The sequence below is a fragment of the Marinobacterium sp. xm-g-48 genome (assembly GCF_013282925.1).
Taxonomy (GTDB): Bacteria; Pseudomonadota; Gammaproteobacteria; order Pseudomonadales; family Balneatricaceae; genus Marinobacterium_E.
The window spans coordinates 636,620-651,428 of record NZ_WBYQ01000001.1; the positions used below are offsets into that span (position 1 = coordinate 636,620).

Here is a 14,809-nt window from a genome sequence, read left to right on the forward strand (position 1 = left end):
AACCTCAGTTTGAGGCGTGGAACAGGCGGCCAAGGGAGGCGGGTGCCCCGTGATTCCCTTTTGCCGAAATAATGACCAGTACGAGAATTGTTATCAAAAACGGTGACATAGACAAGTACTCAACTGGAATTGCGACACCAGCTGCTTGCAGATTAAGCTGCAGCACGGTGATGCCACCAAATAGATAAGCGCCCAATAGTGCTCGCCAAGGCTTCCAGCTGGCGAATACAACAATTGCCAGTGCGATCCAACCCGCACCCGCTGTCATACCCTCGGTCCACTGTGGGGCACGAACCAGACTGATGTATGCACCGCCCAAGCCAGCACAAGCACCACCGAACATGATCGCCATGAAGCGGATACGGATAACCTTATAGCCCAGGGCGTGAGCAGCATCGTGATTTTCACCTACTGCGCGAAGTACCAAACCGATGCGCGTGTACTTAAGAACAAACCAAACGGCTGCCACGATCAGAATAGAGATATAGACCATTGGATCGTGTGAGAACAGCATAGGCCCCAATACAGGGATGTCTGATAGAACGGGAATCTCGAAGGCTTGAAGGGTGGGTGACTTGATCCCTTCATAAGGTTTACCCAACAGCGCAGAGATACCTAAGCCGACTAAGGTTAACCCCAAGCCAGTCGCCACTTGGTTCGATTTAAAGAAGAGCACCAAGGTTGCGAAGATAGTCGATAGCAACGCACCGGCAATAGCCGCCGTTACAAACCCCAGTGCAGGACTAGTCGTATTAACGGCCGTTATAAAACCGACCACCGCACCGACAATCATCATGCCTTCAACACCTAGGTTAAGCACGCCGGACTTTTCTACGACGGTCTCACCAATGGCAGCCAGCAAGATCGGAGTGGCTGATACCATTAAAGAGGCGATCAAAAGGACGGGGCTGATTCCTGAAAGATCCATTATTGAGCCGCTCCCAATCGAATTCGGTAGTTGGTAAACATATCCGTCGCCAGCAAGAATAGAAGCAACATACCTTGGAATAGCTGGATGGAGGCGCCGGGAAGTCCCAACATCAACTGTGCTAATTCACCGCCGATGTAAGTCAGTGCCATTAATAGACCAGCTAACAGAATACCCACTGGGTGAAGTCGTCCTAAGAAGGCAACGATGATGGCTGTAAAGCCGTATCCAGAGTTGAAGTCGATGGTGATTTGGCCTGCTGGGCCTGCCACTTCAAACATTCCTGCTAGACCCGCCAAGGCTCCAGAGAAACCAAGACAGAAGACAATTAGACGTGTCGTAGAGACACCGGCAAATTGGGCTGCTTTAGGTGCTTCACCCATTAGACGAACTTCAAATCCGCGAATGTGACGAGTCATCATGACGTAGGTAAAGATCACCGCAATAAATGCAGTGATGACGCCCCAGTGCATGCCGGAATTGGCAATCACTTCACCATTGAACGCACTTGGGTACTGTTGCAGGTTGCGTGAACCCGGGAATCCATATCCGTCAGGGTTCTTTAAAAGCCCTTGCGCTACGGAAGCTAGAATCGATTCAGCTACGTAGACCAGCATTAACGAGACGAGAATCTCATTCGTTTTAAACTTGGTTCTAAGAACTGCAGGGATCATAGCCCAGAGCCATCCGCCGAAAGCGCCAGCAATGATCATGGTGGGGAAAATAAACGGTGATTCAGCAGGGTAGACGGCCAGTGCAGCAGCGGCACCAAAGATAGCCCCCATAATGTACTGACCCTCAGCGCCAATATTCCAGATGCCCGCTTTAAATCCGACCGACAGACCAATAGCAATCAGAATCAGTGGGCCTGCTTTAACCAGTAGTTGTGGTCGTGAGTAGGAGGCGAAGTTCTCATCAAAGAGTGGATCCCAAAAGATGATGCGTATGGCTTCAAACGGATCTTTACCCAAGGCTGCAAACATAATGCCGCCGGCAATCATGGTAAGGATGACTGCGATAATTGGAGTCAGGATGGTGGTTGTTCGTGACGGCGCTAACCGTTTTTCAAAACGTATCACTGTGCACTCTCCTCAACAGAGGCAGTCGATCCGCCCATCATCAAACCTATTTGATCCATACCTAACCCTGCAGTGGGAACGATTTCAGAGAGTGAGCCCTCATTTAGCGCACAGAAGTGATCACTGATCTCTAACAGTTCATCCAAATCTTGGCTGATCACTACGACACCCGCACCATTATCAGCAAGGTCCAATAGTTTTTGCCGAATAGAAGCCGCTGCAGCCGCATCGACTCCCCAAGTAGGTTGGTTAATGACCAGCACTTCTGGCTTTTGCAAAACCTCACGGCCCACGACAAATTTTTGTAAGTTACCGCCTGATAAAGAGCCGGCTGGAGTGTGAGTGCCAGGGGTGCGCACGTCAAAGTCTTCAATAACCTCTTCGGCATAGTCATTGGCGCTAGACCAGTTCACAAAACCACTTTTCAAAAGCCCCATACGGCGAGCTGCAGTAATCACAGTATTCTCTTTCAGTGACATGGCAGGAGCGGCTGCATGGCCTAGTCGCTCTTCGGGTGCACTCAGAAGACCTAGCTGACGACGTTTGATAGGGCCTAGCTCACCGATGGGTTCGCCATTAAATTGAATGGCATTTGCGTTCGTTTTAAGTTCGCCAGAGAGTGCCGAAAGGAGTTCATCCTGACCATTACCAGCAACTCCGCCAATACCCAGTATCTCACCGGCTTTAAGGTCGATATTGATCGATTTAAGTGAAGTGCCAAATTGATCTTGTGAGGACGAAGAGAGGGCTTTAACAGAGAGTATGGTTTCACCAATATTTCGGCTGGATTTAACCGGGTTTGCAAAGCTGGCACCCACCATCATCTCCGCCATCTCGCGAGCCGTGGTTTTTGACGGCACACAGGTTGCGACCTTCTCACCATGGCGAAGTACGGTCGCTTCATCACACAGAGCACGAATCTCTTCAAGCTTGTGTGAAATGTAAAGAATGGAGGTGCCTTCCTCTTTAAGCTGGCGCAAAGTTTTGAATAGGATCTCGACCTCTTGGGGAGTCAGAACCGACGTGGGTTCATCCATAATCAAAAGCTCAGGGTTTTGTAACAAGCAGCGAATAATCTCAACGCGTTGACGTTCACCCGCCGACAGGGTCCCTACAATACGGTTTGGCTCAAGCGGTAATCCATAGGCATGTGAGACGAGCTCAATACTTTTGGATAGCTCACGTGGCTTGGGTGCGTCATCCATGCCCAGTGCAATGTTTTCAGCAACGGTTAACGCATCGAAAAGGGAGAAGTGCTGAAACACCATCGCAACACCTGATGAGCGAGCCGCGTTGGGCGACACTGGCGAGTAGTCGGAGTTGTTGAGTGTCATTTGGCCAGAGTCAGGTTTAACCAGGCCGTAGATCATCTTAACCAGTGTGCTTTTACCGGCACCGTTCTCACCTAAAAGGGCATGAACTTCGCCCTTTTTGATTTCGAAAGAGACATTGTTATTGGCGACAACACCCGGGTATGCCTTCGTCAGGCCATTAATCTTTAAGAGCGCATCTGCCATTAAATCGCTTTCTCTTGGTGGCTGAAAGAACAGTCGCTGTCTGACTGTCTGGTTAACAATTGAGTAAGAATACCTAGGGAAGGATCATATGTCATCACTCTGTCACTGAGTGATTCTATATTTAGGGGTTAGATAAAGTATTTGGTAACTGGGAAGGTTTTCTTAGTAATTTTAGGCATAAAAAAACACGACGCGTGGTCGTGTTTTCTCTAGATGCTCTCTTTGTACCTAATGAATGGTACCGATGGTCGGACTTAGAGACTGCCCAAGTACACCACCTTTCCTTGCAAAACATATACTTACATACCTTAGGTTCACCCTCAAGAGACCTTTTTGTGTCTACGGTTTTGTCTACGGATAAGTCCCTTTACCCGTAGGACGCTCTAACTCTCTTTCTGAGCTAAATTCACCGAAAATCTTTAAGACACTCATCAATTGAATCGGATAATGAGTAACCCCCCTTCACCCTATCAAAAATCGCAAGCACTAATTAGCAAGTAGATTGAAATTCAGATTCTTAAGTTCCCCTAACGATAGAAAGTTAGCTCGTAAGTGTTCTCTATATGGAACACTTAAATCATTGCAACCCGCATGAAACCTGACTTTCTAGTTTCTTTCAATTAGATACTAAAGGGGATAAAAAATTGACTTGTAGACTAGATGCTTCCGTTTTTGAAGTTGCAGAACCAACATTTCCATATGAAGAACGATCTTGGGGAAGATATAACCATTCTATGCAGCGTAAGATCGTTGAATGTCTCAAGCAGGAAGGAGAGCCAGATATCGCATCACAAGTTTGTCTAGATAATGAAGCAAATGAACAACTAGTAACCTACTCAATTAATACTGGTTTGGTTCTAGATGTTAGACCATGCAATTTAAAGGACGAAGTAGTCAACTTTAGACAGTCCCATCCAATATGGTCTCTTTCTCAGGAAGACCATGTCAGGCTCTATTTTAAAACCTATCAACATATGGAGTTAACTGTCGATCGCATGTCCTATGCTTTGACTGAGAACCTTAGCAAAGCTGCGCGCAAATACCTTACTTATCTACAAGATAATGTATTAGGAAGAAATTACTGTTTGGTAAACATTAGTGACCTGACGGCATACGTTGGAGACGCCTATAGAAAAGCTAAGCTTGAGTTGACCAGATTCAATTTCTTGCGCAACGTTAAAACACGGCTTCCTAAGCAATTGAGCCTAGTGCAAGTAAATCCATTGCTAATGTATCGTGGCATGCCTTTAAGTCAGAAAAGCAGCCCTGTTGATGATTGGTACAAATCTATAAAGCCCAGGGTGAAGGGGGGTTACTCATTATCCGATTCAATTGATGAGTGTCTTAAAGATTTTCGGTGAATTTAGCTCAGAAAGAGAGTTAGAGCGTCCTACGGGTAAAGGGACTTATCCGTAGACAAAACCGTAGACACAAAAAGGTCTCTTGAGGGTGAACCTAAGGTATGTAAGTATATGTTTTGCAAGGAAAGGTGGTGTACTTGGGCAGTCTCTAAGTCCGACCATCGGTACCATTTATTTGGTATAGATTACAGAGAGACACTTTAGAAACCTTGAGATCCCTTAAGGTATCCCATTGTTTTCCTTGCGAATCCTCATGATCCGCGTCCAAGGAGTAGACAATGGGTCCCCAAAGGTAGCTAGTGTTACTTGCCCAATATTTTCCTAGTTACTAGCGTGATATAAAGATGAACCAAGCTCTTCAAATTTACCTGACATCTCTTTCATACCATGTGCTTTGATATCAGCATATTCTTTTACTTCCTGGCTGATCTTCATTGAACAGAATTTAGGACCACACATTGAGCAAAAATGGGCTACCTTTGCTGCGGGTGCAGGCATCGTTTCATCATGAAACTCTCTAGCCCTGTATGGATCAAGCGAGAGATTAAATTGATCTTCCCAGCGAAACTCAAATCGAGCTTTTGACAGGGCGTTATCTCTAACCTGTGCGCCAGGGAAGCCTTTAGCGAGATCAGCGGCGTGAGCTGCAATTTTATATGTTATCAGCCCGTCCTTCACATCCTCCTTGTTAGGTAGGCCTAGGTGTTCTTTCGGGGTCACGTAACAGAGCATAGCGCATCCATACCAACCAATTTGAGCTGCACCAATCCCTGAAGTGAAGTGGTCGTAACCAGGTGCTATATCCTGAGTCAGAGGTCCTAGAGTATAAAACGGTGCTTCATGGCAATGTTCTAACTCTTCAGTCATATTTTCCTGAATTCGCTGCATCGGAACATGACCAGGACCTTCGATCATGACCTGAACATCATATTCCCAAGCAATTTTCGTCAACTCACCGAGTGTTCGAAGCTCACTAAATTGAGCCTCATCGTTCGAGTCCATGATTGAGCCTGGACGCAGCCCGTCACCGAGAGATAATGCTACGTCGTAGGCGGCACAGATCTCACATATCTCCCGAAAGTGAGTGTAAAGGAAGTTTTCTTGATGATGAAAGAGACACCATTTAGCCATAATGGAACCACCGCGAGAGACAATCCCTGTTAAACGATTGGCAGTCATAGGTACGTATTCAAGAAGCACCCCTGCGTGGACCGTAAAGTAATCTACGCCCTGTTCTGCTTGTTCAATAAGCGTATCTTTTATGACTTCCCAACTAAGGTTCTCTGTAATCCCGTCAACTTTTTCTAGTGCCTGATAAATGGGTACTGTTCCGATGGGTATGGGTGAATTACGAATAATCCATTCACGCGTCTGATGGATGTCATCGCCAGTTGATAGATCCATCAATGTATCCGCACCCCATCGAGTTGACCATACAAGCTTTTCTACCTCCTCTTCTATTGAAGAAGTAACTGCTGAATTACCAATGTTAGAGTTCACTTTTACTAGGAAGTTGCGCCCAATAATCATAGGTTCAGACTCAGGATGGTTGATGTTAGAGGGTATAATAGCCCTGCCTTCTGCAACTTCTGTACGCACAAACTCTGCTGTTATTTTTTCAGGAATATTGGCTCCGAAGCTCTCACCTGGATGTTGTTTACGTAGCAGCTCGCTTTTTATCGCTTCCAGGTTTTGATTTTCACGGATAGCGATAAACTCCATTTCTGGGGTGATGATCCCTTTTCGCGCATAGTGCATTTGAGTAACACATTTGCTCTTCAAGGCTTTGCGAATACGAACTCGTTTTTGAAAACGCTTTGCTTCTCCTCGAATATCTATCTGTTGTAAGCGAGCATATTCAGAACTTAAAACATCTAAGACCTCTGTGTCTCCACGCTCAGTGATCCATCCCTCACGAAGAGGCTCAAGCCCTTCTGTAACGTCTATGTGCTTATTGGGGTCCGAGTATGCACCCGCTGTTTCGTAAACATAGATAGGTTCGTTCTGCTCCCAATTTGAGGCATCTTTCTCATCAGCTATCGGTGTTGGATTACAACTAATTTTTCGCATGGGAACTTGTATGTCCGCTCGAGATCCTTGGACATAGATTCTCTCCGAACCCGGCAAAGGGTTAGATGATAGTGAGTAGATAAAGTCTCTCGCAGACTCTTGAGCTGTTTGTGAGCTGGTAGGTTTTGTATTTTCTGACATAAGCACTCCTGAACTAACTGGATTGCTTGTCGAGTGGTATCGAATAGATACGTGGCGACCCAAGATAAGGGTGACTGCAGAATCAAGAAATCTTGTTCCCTACGCGGGTTCTAACCCGTTCAGGTTCTGCGGATCCCGCACAATGTGCGATCTCAGCCAATAAGGCACTCCGACAAGTTTTTTTAAAATAAACACAAAAATGAAACAAATCAACAGAGATCTATTTACAAATGCGAGCGTAAAAAATACATTGAAAAAAGACAGGGGCGCCAAAAGGCTGAGAAGCACCCTTAGTACCTGAACCAGATAATGCTGGCGTAGGGAGTCGAGAATCCACTAGTCATAAAGCTAGGATTCCCCGTCTCTCTGTGGCCTTGGAGAGACCATGGAAAATATCGGACACTACCTTGATCAGATGCGTTCTGCATCACCACTAGTTCACAACATCACTAATTTTGTAGCCATGAACAGTATGGCAAATGTTTTGCTGTCTGCTGGTGCATCACCAGCTATGGTGCATAGCCTAGAAGAAGTTGAAGACTTTGCCGCAATTTCAAATGCACTGACTGTGAATATTGGAACCCTGGAGCCTGCTTGGTTGGAAGCTATGTGTAAAGCAGCCAAGCAGATGAATTCTCAGAGTAAGCCCTGGGTATTTGACCCTGTAGGCGTTGGTGCAACCAAGTATAGACAACAAGCCTCTAAACAATTACTGGCTTTAAAACCAACCGTAATACGTGGTAATGCGTCTGAAATCATGGCTCTCGCTGGTCTTGAAAGTTCGGGCCAAGGCGTTGATGGGCGAGATTCAGTAGAGTCAGCTATTGATGCAGCATGCACCCTAGCTAATCAGCTCGGATCTGTTGTCGCAGTTACGGGGGCGATTGATGTCGTCACTGATGGTGAGCGAACTGTAGAGATCCCTCATGGCAGCTATTACATGAGTAAAGTAACGACTATGGGCTGCTCTTTGAATGGCGTTATTGCTGCGTTCTGTATTGGTCAACCATCATTTGAAGCTACTGTTTCAGCTTTAACGTACTTCGGTATAGCGGGTGAGATTGCAGAGAATAAATGTAAAGGCCCTGGTTCGTTCTGGGTAGAGTTCATAGATACACTTGCATCTCTGTCTGGGGAGGCAGTGACTAGTCGTTCACAGGTTACATTGTGAACAGACTTGGCCCTATTTATGTCATCACCGATACTGAATCACCCTGGTCTATTAGAGATCAGGTTAACTTTGCGGCTGAAGGCGGTGCGCATTTAATTCAGTATCGTGACAAACATATCAGTGATGCTGGCTATTTCAGTAAAGCAGTTCTGCTTATGAAAGACCTCAAGGGATATGATTGTGAGCTAATTCTGAATGACCGAGTAAACGTGGCTAAAGAGTTGCCTCAGTGCGGACTTCATGTAGGTCAGAGTGATGGTGAATTAGCTGCTATCAAAGCATCACTTGCCCCAACTCAAATTTTGGGTCTGTCCATTGAGCATAGTTCTCAAATCAATGAAGCGAATCAGCAGATTGCTGATTACTTCGGTATAGGCCCTATCAGAGCAACTCAAACAAAGTCAGATCATGCTCCACCTATTGGGTTTGATGGTTTGAAAGATGCTGTCAAGCAGTCATCTATTCCAACATATGCGATAGGAGGAATGTCATCATCTGATATCCCTATTCTTAAATCTATTGGAGTTTCAGGTATAGCAGTTGTATCAACAGTTACACGTTCGGATGACCCAAAACAATCGGTAGAAAACCTTAGAAAAGAATGGAGCAAAACATGATCAAGAACATTCTTACTATTGCTGGCTCAGACTCATCAGGTGGGGCGGGCATTCAAGCAGATATTAAAACTATCTCTGCATTAGGTGGTTACGCAATGTCGGTTATCACAGCAGTGACTGCACAGAACACCTCTGGGGTTAAGGCTGTAAAGTTGATAGAAGCTAGTTTAATCAAAGCTCAGCTAGATGCTATTTTTGATGATATTCGTGTGGATGCCATAAAAATTGGAATGCTGGGATCAACCGAAATAATTACAACTGTCGCAGAATGTTTGAAAACCAAAAATGTTCCTATCGTTTTAGATCCTGTGATGGTCGCCAAAAGTGGTGATCCTTTGTTGGATTCAAATGCCGTAAATGCACTAAAAAATTCTCTTCTACCACTAGCCACTTTAATAACGCCAAATCTTCCGGAGGCTGCTGTGCTTCTGGGTCAAAAAGAAGCTATTAGTAGAGCTGAAATGGAAGCTCAAGCCAAAGACCTTTTGAATCAAGGAGTAGAATCCATTTTACTTAAGGGAGGGCATCTAAAGGGTAAAGACAGTCCAGACCTTTTAGCAACCGACGGCAGTCTGATATGGTTTGAGGAAAAGCGTTTTGAAACGAAAAACACTCATGGAACAGGATGCACTCTTAGTTCAGCACTAGCCACCCTTATTGGTAAGAATTACTCGATCCAAGAAGCCATTTTAGAGTCTAAAGGTTATATTACCAACGCTATTAAAGCAGCAGATAGGCTTTGCGTAGGCAATGGTCATGGCCCCACTAATCACTTTTGGAGTCTTGCAGAATAATAGTTTGAACCTAACTTAGTTACTTCAACATAGCAGTTGTCTGTATTCGACCCATAAGAGACACTTCGCGTAAACTCTGCAGCTCAGTCAAAAGGAGAAGCTAGTTATTCTTCAAGTGTAACTATTGATGTTTTTATATCGCCTTTCAATCTAATGACAGGTTTAGGTTGCATGATTTGATGGAAGTTATCTTGAAGGTAAAAGTAATGCGGAAAAAATCACTTAGACTTACCTTGGCCAGTGTTTTATTTGTTGCTGCATTTGCTGCTTATGCACACTCTGGTGCAACTGGAGTTGTTAAGGAGCGAATGGATAATTTTAAGCAGGCTAAGAAATCCATGAAAACCATCAAGCAGGCGATTAAAGCTCCTGATTTTCAAACAATCACTTTAGAGTCGGAGAAGTTGGTAAAGTGGGGGAATGAAATGCTTAACTATTTCCCAGTGGGTTCAAACCAAAAGCCATCTGAAGCTATGCCATTAATTTGGCAAGAGTGGAGTAGATTTGATGCGCATCGTCAAACTTACCTATTAAATTCAATTACCCTAGTAGAATCCGCCACATTGCAAGATCTCGATGCTGTTAGGGATGCATATGGTGAATTAGCGAAGTCCTGTAAGGCTTGTCATGACAGGTACAAAGATTAAATAACTATGTTCCAAATTAAGAGTTTGAATCACACTGTAGTCATCGTTATCAGTGCCTTACTTGCAGTGTCACTATTTCTATATTTCAGCTTCCAGCAACCAGATGAGCGTATCCCCTACAAAGATGCAGAGGCTGTAGCGAAGGGAAAAGCAATTTACTTCGCTGAGTGTGCTTCCTGCCACGGCTCCAGTCTGGAGGGCCAAGTTAATTGGAAACAACGTGATTTAAAGGGCTACTTACCCGCTCCACCGCATGATGAGTCAGGACACACTTGGCATCACGATGATCAGCTTTTGTTTAAGCTTACTAAATTTGGTGTACAGGCAATTGCAGGCAAAGAGTACAAATCAAATATGCCAGCGTTCAAGAAAAAGCTAACAGATGAGCAAATTTGGCATGTTTTAGCTTATATTAAATCTGAGTGGCCTAAGGACTTGGCTCAACGACATACAGAGATGGTTAACAATAAATAACGTAGAGGAAATTACTATGAATAACATTAAATTGTATGTTGAAGGGATGAACTGCGGAGGGTGCGTATCATCAATTCAGGAAGCATTGGCTGCAGATACTGCAATCAGTGAGGTCAGTGTAGATCTTGATAGTAAAACAGTTTCACTGGCGACAGAAAAACCCATAAATGAAGTTCTAAGTCTACTCCAAGATGCAGGCTATGAATCTGAAGTGGTAAATCAGTGATAAATAAAAGTTTAAAAATGCTTCTTTGTTCTTCGTTTGTTCTGGGGTTAAGTGTTCCAGTACACGCAGGTCATAAAGAGAATCACGTCGATGTTAAAACTGGTGCGCTGAGCGATAGAGCCAAGTTTGGCGCCAAAGTATTCAAGGATAACTGTGCGCAATGCCATGGTGAAAATGGATCAGGTAGTGATAAGGGACCTCCTTTAATTCACTCAATTTACAATCCAGGGCATCATTCAAATCAGTCTATTGTGAGTGCTATTAAAAACGGTACACGGCAACATCACTGGCCATTTGGTGATATGCCTGCACAAGAACAGATTACATTCATGCAAGTTCCTGCAATCATTCAATATATACGTGAAATGCAGGAGATAAATGGAATCAAAACGGTTCCACATAAGATGTAAAAAGATTGTCTGGGCGTGGCTCATGGTTATTTTTTGTGAGCCACAACTGAATATTCTTTAGCTGACGACTGTTTATGACCTTCAGACGTCACTACAAATTAATTGGTTTGCCACAGTCGAAAAGTACGAAGTTAGGCTCAGAAATAATTAGCGCCTAAAGTGCTAATAAACTTATACCCTGCAAAGCCACCAAACATTAAAAAAAGAACTCCACCTGCTCTGTGCAGCCAATGAAGCGGGATTTTTCTAACAAGAGCTTTACCCGCCCAAATTCCTAATACGGATATCGCAATCAAACCTAGGCTACCGCCAATCCAAACGGATAGAGCATCCATAGTGGTTGATAATGCCGCTACAGCTATTTGGGTTTTATCACCAAACTCTGAAACTAAAATCATTAAAAAGGTTGTTATGAAGATACCATGACTCGCTTTCTCTTCTAGCTCAATATCTTCCTCATCTTCGGTAGCTCTAAGTGCCAACACACCAAAAACGATAAACATCACTGCTACAGTCGCTAAAATTATTGATTCAGGTACCAACGCCGCTATGGTTGAACCAAAAATAACAGCTAGCAAGTTTAAGACTAGAAATGCTATTGCTGCACCCCAAAATACTGGCCAATGACGGTAGCGTGTAGCAAGCGCCATACAGACCAACAGACTTTTATCGCCAATTTCTGCTAGTGAAACTAAAGAAAATGTAGAGACCAAAGTTGTAACAAACTCAGACTGAATCACAATAGGAGCCTTATGGAGTTTTAAAGATTCTAATCTTTTCAAAAGAAACTTTTTAGTTAATTCGTTACATTAAATTGATCTTCATAATATGGCTACTTTGTGCCGTTAGTCGTCATCATTAACGCGCATAGCTCTGGTCATCCAGTTGTGCAAGGTTTTAAGTGGGTAGCCATTACCATAGCCTTGCCCAACACTTTGAACACTCCAGCCACCTAACTGGTCTATAAGTTCTGAAGGTGCATCTGCTGCTCTCAATCTATCTCTAAAACTGTGGCGTAGTCCGTGAATAACGGCGTCCTTTCCTGCAATTATTTTTATCCACTTGTTCAAAGCGGCGCTTGCAGAGTTTGTTTTACATTCATTTTGGTTTGCATATCTTGGGAAGCAAAACTCATTTAGGGGGCTCTCTAGGAGTCGTTTAGCAGCCCACAATGAAGACCTTACGAGAGGAATAACTCTAGCGCTTGCAGAGGTCTTTAAGGGCCTGTGTGAGTGCTTTTGGATTATGATATGCGGTGTTTCTGCTTCAAGGATAATATCTGTTCTAAGAAGCCCTACAGCCTCTCCTAAACGTATACCTGTGTCGCTTATGAGAGCTATGAGATGTCTTAGGTCATCATCTAAAACCATGCATTCCTGTTGAATCTTTTTGATGCTATCTAATGGAATGGGCAGGCGCTTATGCTTATCACTATCATTAGCAAGGTAAACACCTTGGAACGCGTTATTACACTCAAGACCAAGCTCATTAATTGCAAAAGACACAACGGCTTTAATACACGTGAAATTACGCTGAATGGAACTCATTTGAAGCCCACGTTCAAGCAGCCAGTCTCTTAGTTTGGATGCGTCTGCTGTTGTGTATTGGTCTAAGCAGCGAAGACCCAAGCATTCATTCAGATATCCTATGGCTCTCTTGGTATGGCTAAAGAAATACTTTCCTTTACTCCGCCCCTTAACTGAAAGGTAAGTCTCCATAGCTTCATCAATTGTAGGAAGAGTGGAGTCCAGGTTGGTTGTTGCTTGAGAGGTCAGTAGGTGTGCTGCAGGCACGTTCATCTCCTTAAGACGCAGACCTAGCCAGTAGTCATCTAAGCGAGATGAAAGAAGTTTAGATGCTGTTGCTGCTCGTGTAGATGATTTGGTGCGAAGGCTCTGAACAATCCTTGAAGACTTGTAGTGGTGTCTAAGATCGCTAGGAACAGCTCTAGAAAAATAATAGATAGAGTCTTTAACGAAGGTGTACGAAGGATGCTTTTGTGTATACGCCATTGTCTACTCCTTGGACGCGGATCATGAGGATTCGCAAGGAAAACAATGGGATACCTTAAGGGATCTCAAGGTTTCTAAAGTGTCTCTCTGTAATCTATACCAAATAAATGGTACCGATGGTCGGACTCGAACCGACACGCTTTATAGGCAACGGATTTTGAATCCGTCGTGTCTACCAATTCCACCACACCGGCAGAGAGTGTGGCGCATTATAAGCGGGTTTCAGAATAGGTCAATCTTCTGTGACGTTTTTAAGTAGATTTTGTTAATATTTGCGCCCCGCAATTTTAACGCTCGGTATCTATGAAGCTTAGTGATTTTGATTTTGATCTGCCTGAAGAGTTGATCGCACACTTCCCGTTAGAACAACGTACCGCCAGTCGCCTGTTGCAGGTCGATGGGAATACGGGTGAACGTGTGCATGGCTCGTTTGGCGACATTCTCGATCTGGTCGAACCTGGTGATCTGATGGTCTTTAACGATACTCGGGTCATTCCGGCACGTCTGTTTGGGCAGAAAGAGAGTGGCGGAAAGGTTGAGTTGTTGGTGGAGCGTGTCATCGGTGAGAAGCGTGCCCTTGTCCATCTGCGTGCCAGTCGTACTCCAAAAGAGGGCGCTAAACTGCAGTTCGAAGGGGGTATAAACGCAGAGGTCGTAGGTCGTGAAAATGGCCTGTTCGATCTGCAGTTTGATATTGACGAGTCGATCATTGAAGCGCTAGAGCGTGTTGGCCACATGCCATTGCCGCCATATATCAAACGTGAGGACCAACTCTCTGACCGTGAACGTTATCAGACTGTTTACAACAAAAAGCCCGGGGCTGTCGCAGCGCCAACTGCTGGTCTGCACTTTGATGATGAGTTGATCGCTAAGTTAGAAGCCAAAGGTGTAGAGCGTGCGTTTGTCACTCTGCATGTCGGCGCGGGTACCTTTCGTCCAGTAAAGGTGGATGACATTAAAAACCATGAGATGCATGCCGAGTACATCGAGGTCGATCAATCGGTATGTGATGCGGTAAACGCGGTCAAGGCGAGGGGGAATCGAGTCATTGCGGTGGGAACGACCAGTGTGCGCTCGCTTGAATCAGCAGCCCAATCAGGCCGTATTGAGCCAACTTTTGGCGATACGCAGATCTTTATCTACCCAGGCTATCAATACAAAGTGGTGGATGCTCTGGTCACCAATTTCCACCTACCGGAGTCGACACTGTTGATGTTGGTCTCTGCGTTTGCTGGATATGAAACCACCATGGCGGCTTATAAAGAGGCCGTTGAACAGAAATATCGATTTTTTAGTTACGGTGATGCGATGTTCTTAACGCGCAACACCCAAGGTTAAGCAGGAAAGTAGATGAGCCGTCAC

At 44.7% G+C, this 14,809-nt stretch carries 15 protein-coding genes, 1 tRNA gene and 2 riboswitches; of the genes, 9 read left to right on the forward strand and 7 right to left on the reverse strand.

Annotation, left to right across the window (positions count from 1 at the left end):
- Positions 1–4: 4 nt before the first annotated feature.
- From XMG48_RS03295 to XMG48_RS03305, 3 genes are read right to left on the reverse strand one after another with little or no spacing between them, the layout of a single operon-like run.
- Entirely contained in the window at positions 5–928 is a 924-nt protein-coding gene (locus XMG48_RS03295) for an ABC transporter permease (RefSeq protein ID WP_173480618.1), read from the reverse strand.
- Complete coding sequence (locus tag XMG48_RS03300) at positions 928–2,007, reverse strand: ABC transporter permease (RefSeq protein ID WP_173480619.1); 1,080 nt, start codon at positions 2,005–2,007, stop codon at positions 928–930. The genes XMG48_RS03295 and XMG48_RS03300 overlap by 1 nt, the downstream gene beginning before the upstream one ends.
- Complete coding sequence (locus XMG48_RS03305; RefSeq protein ID WP_173480620.1) at positions 2,004–3,524, reverse strand: ABC transporter ATP-binding protein; 1,521 nt, start codon at positions 3,522–3,524, stop codon at positions 2,004–2,006. The genes XMG48_RS03300 and XMG48_RS03305 overlap by 4 nt, the downstream gene beginning before the upstream one ends.
- A 644-nt stretch (positions 3,525–4,168) precedes the next feature.
- Between XMG48_RS03305 and XMG48_RS03310 the strand changes: the two genes are divergently transcribed.
- On the forward strand, positions 4,169–4,885 hold the full coding sequence (locus tag XMG48_RS03310) for a hypothetical protein (protein ID WP_173480621.1): 717 nt from the start codon (positions 4,169–4,171) through the stop codon (positions 4,883–4,885).
- Positions 4,886–5,206: 321 nt separating this feature from the next.
- Here the strand turns inward: XMG48_RS03310 and thiC are convergent, their stop codons facing one another.
- Positions 5,207–7,096 (reverse strand): phosphomethylpyrimidine synthase ThiC, encoded by a 1,890-nt coding sequence (gene thiC / locus XMG48_RS03315; RefSeq protein ID WP_173480622.1) that lies wholly within the window; start codon positions 7,094–7,096, stop codon positions 5,207–5,209.
- 79 nt (positions 7,097–7,175) lie between these two features.
- Positions 7,176–7,278: riboswitch (TPP riboswitch) on the reverse strand.
- A 70-nt stretch (positions 7,279–7,348) separates the two neighbouring features.
- A riboswitch (TPP riboswitch) is annotated at positions 7,349–7,437 on the forward strand.
- Positions 7,438–7,481: 44 nt separating this feature from the next.
- On the opposite strand from thiC, the gene thiM reads away from it, so the two are divergent.
- From thiM to XMG48_RS03350, 7 genes are all read left to right on the forward strand, one after another.
- Positions 7,482–8,267, forward strand: coding sequence for a hydroxyethylthiazole kinase (gene thiM, locus XMG48_RS03320; RefSeq protein WP_173480623.1), 786 nt, complete (start codon positions 7,482–7,484; stop codon positions 8,265–8,267).
- On the forward strand, positions 8,264–8,884 hold the full coding sequence (thiE, locus tag XMG48_RS03325) for a thiamine phosphate synthase (protein ID WP_173480624.1): 621 nt from the start codon (positions 8,264–8,266) through the stop codon (positions 8,882–8,884). The genes thiM and thiE overlap by 4 nt, the downstream gene beginning before the upstream one ends.
- Positions 8,881–9,678, forward strand: coding sequence for a bifunctional hydroxymethylpyrimidine kinase/phosphomethylpyrimidine kinase (gene thiD, locus XMG48_RS03330; protein WP_173480625.1), 798 nt, complete (start codon positions 8,881–8,883; stop codon positions 9,676–9,678). Before thiE ends, thiD begins: the two co-directional genes overlap by 4 nt.
- Positions 9,679–9,857: 179 nt before the next feature.
- A complete protein-coding gene (locus XMG48_RS03335) occupies positions 9,858–10,325 on the forward strand; it encodes a cytochrome c (protein ID WP_173480626.1) in 468 nt (155 codons plus the stop codon).
- A 6-nt stretch (positions 10,326–10,331) separates the two neighbouring features.
- Entirely contained in the window at positions 10,332–10,799 is a 468-nt protein-coding gene (locus XMG48_RS03340; protein WP_173480627.1) for a c-type cytochrome, read from the forward strand.
- Positions 10,800–10,815: 16 nt separating this feature from the next.
- The gene (locus XMG48_RS03345; protein ID WP_173480628.1) at positions 10,816–11,025 is read left to right on the forward strand and encodes a heavy-metal-associated domain-containing protein; all 210 of its coding nucleotides are present in this window, start codon (positions 10,816–10,818) and stop codon (positions 11,023–11,025) included.
- The gene (locus XMG48_RS03350; protein WP_173480629.1) at positions 11,022–11,435 is read left to right on the forward strand and encodes a cytochrome c; all 414 of its coding nucleotides are present in this window, start codon (positions 11,022–11,024) and stop codon (positions 11,433–11,435) included. The genes XMG48_RS03345 and XMG48_RS03350 overlap by 4 nt, the downstream gene beginning before the upstream one ends.
- A gap of 137 nt (positions 11,436–11,572) precedes the next feature.
- Here the strand turns inward: XMG48_RS03350 and XMG48_RS03355 are convergent, their stop codons facing one another.
- The 3 genes from XMG48_RS03355 to XMG48_RS03365 form a co-directional block, all read right to left on the reverse strand.
- Positions 11,573–12,217: a TMEM165/GDT1 family protein gene (locus XMG48_RS03355; RefSeq protein WP_217363803.1), complete on the reverse strand. Its 645-nt coding sequence runs from the start codon at positions 12,215–12,217 to the stop codon at positions 11,573–11,575.
- 63 nt (positions 12,218–12,280) lie between these two features.
- A complete protein-coding gene (locus XMG48_RS03360; protein WP_173480631.1) occupies positions 12,281–13,447 on the reverse strand; it encodes a DUF6538 domain-containing protein in 1,167 nt (388 codons plus the stop codon).
- A 108-nt stretch (positions 13,448–13,555) separates the two neighbouring features.
- Positions 13,556–13,641: transfer RNA gene (locus XMG48_RS03365), tRNA-Leu, on the reverse strand.
- Positions 13,642–13,750: 109 nt separating this feature from the next.
- On the opposite strand from XMG48_RS03365, the gene queA reads away from it, so the two are divergent.
- The gene (gene queA, locus XMG48_RS03370) at positions 13,751–14,785 is read left to right on the forward strand and encodes a tRNA preQ1(34) S-adenosylmethionine ribosyltransferase-isomerase QueA (protein WP_173480632.1); all 1,035 of its coding nucleotides are present in this window, start codon (positions 13,751–13,753) and stop codon (positions 14,783–14,785) included.
- The last annotated feature ends 24 nt before the right edge of the window (positions 14,786–14,809 follow it).

Coding starts and splice junctions, on each gene's coding strand:
- XMG48_RS03360 (WP_173480631.1), bottom strand. CDS start 13,447: ATGGCGTATACACAAAAGCATCCTTCGTACACCTTCGTTAAAGACTCT.
- thiC (WP_173480622.1), bottom strand. CDS start 7,096: ATGTCAGAAAATACAAAACCTACCAGCTCACAAACAGCTCAAGAGTCT.
- XMG48_RS03340 (WP_173480627.1), top strand. CDS start 10,332: ATGTTCCAAATTAAGAGTTTGAATCACACTGTAGTCATCGTTATCAGT.
- queA (WP_173480632.1), top strand. CDS start 13,751: ATGAAGCTTAGTGATTTTGATTTTGATCTGCCTGAAGAGTTGATCGCA.
- XMG48_RS03345 (WP_173480628.1), top strand. CDS start 10,816: ATGAATAACATTAAATTGTATGTTGAAGGGATGAACTGCGGAGGGTGC.
- XMG48_RS03335 (WP_173480626.1), top strand. CDS start 9,858: ATGGAAGTTATCTTGAAGGTAAAAGTAATGCGGAAAAAATCACTTAGA.
- thiM (WP_173480623.1), top strand. CDS start 7,482: ATGGAAAATATCGGACACTACCTTGATCAGATGCGTTCTGCATCACCA.
- XMG48_RS03295 (WP_173480618.1), bottom strand. CDS start 928: ATGGATCTTTCAGGAATCAGCCCCGTCCTTTTGATCGCCTCTTTAATG.
- thiD (WP_173480625.1), top strand. CDS start 8,881: ATGATCAAGAACATTCTTACTATTGCTGGCTCAGACTCATCAGGTGGG.
- XMG48_RS03305 (WP_173480620.1), bottom strand. CDS start 3,524: ATGGCAGATGCGCTCTTAAAGATTAATGGCCTGACGAAGGCATACCCG.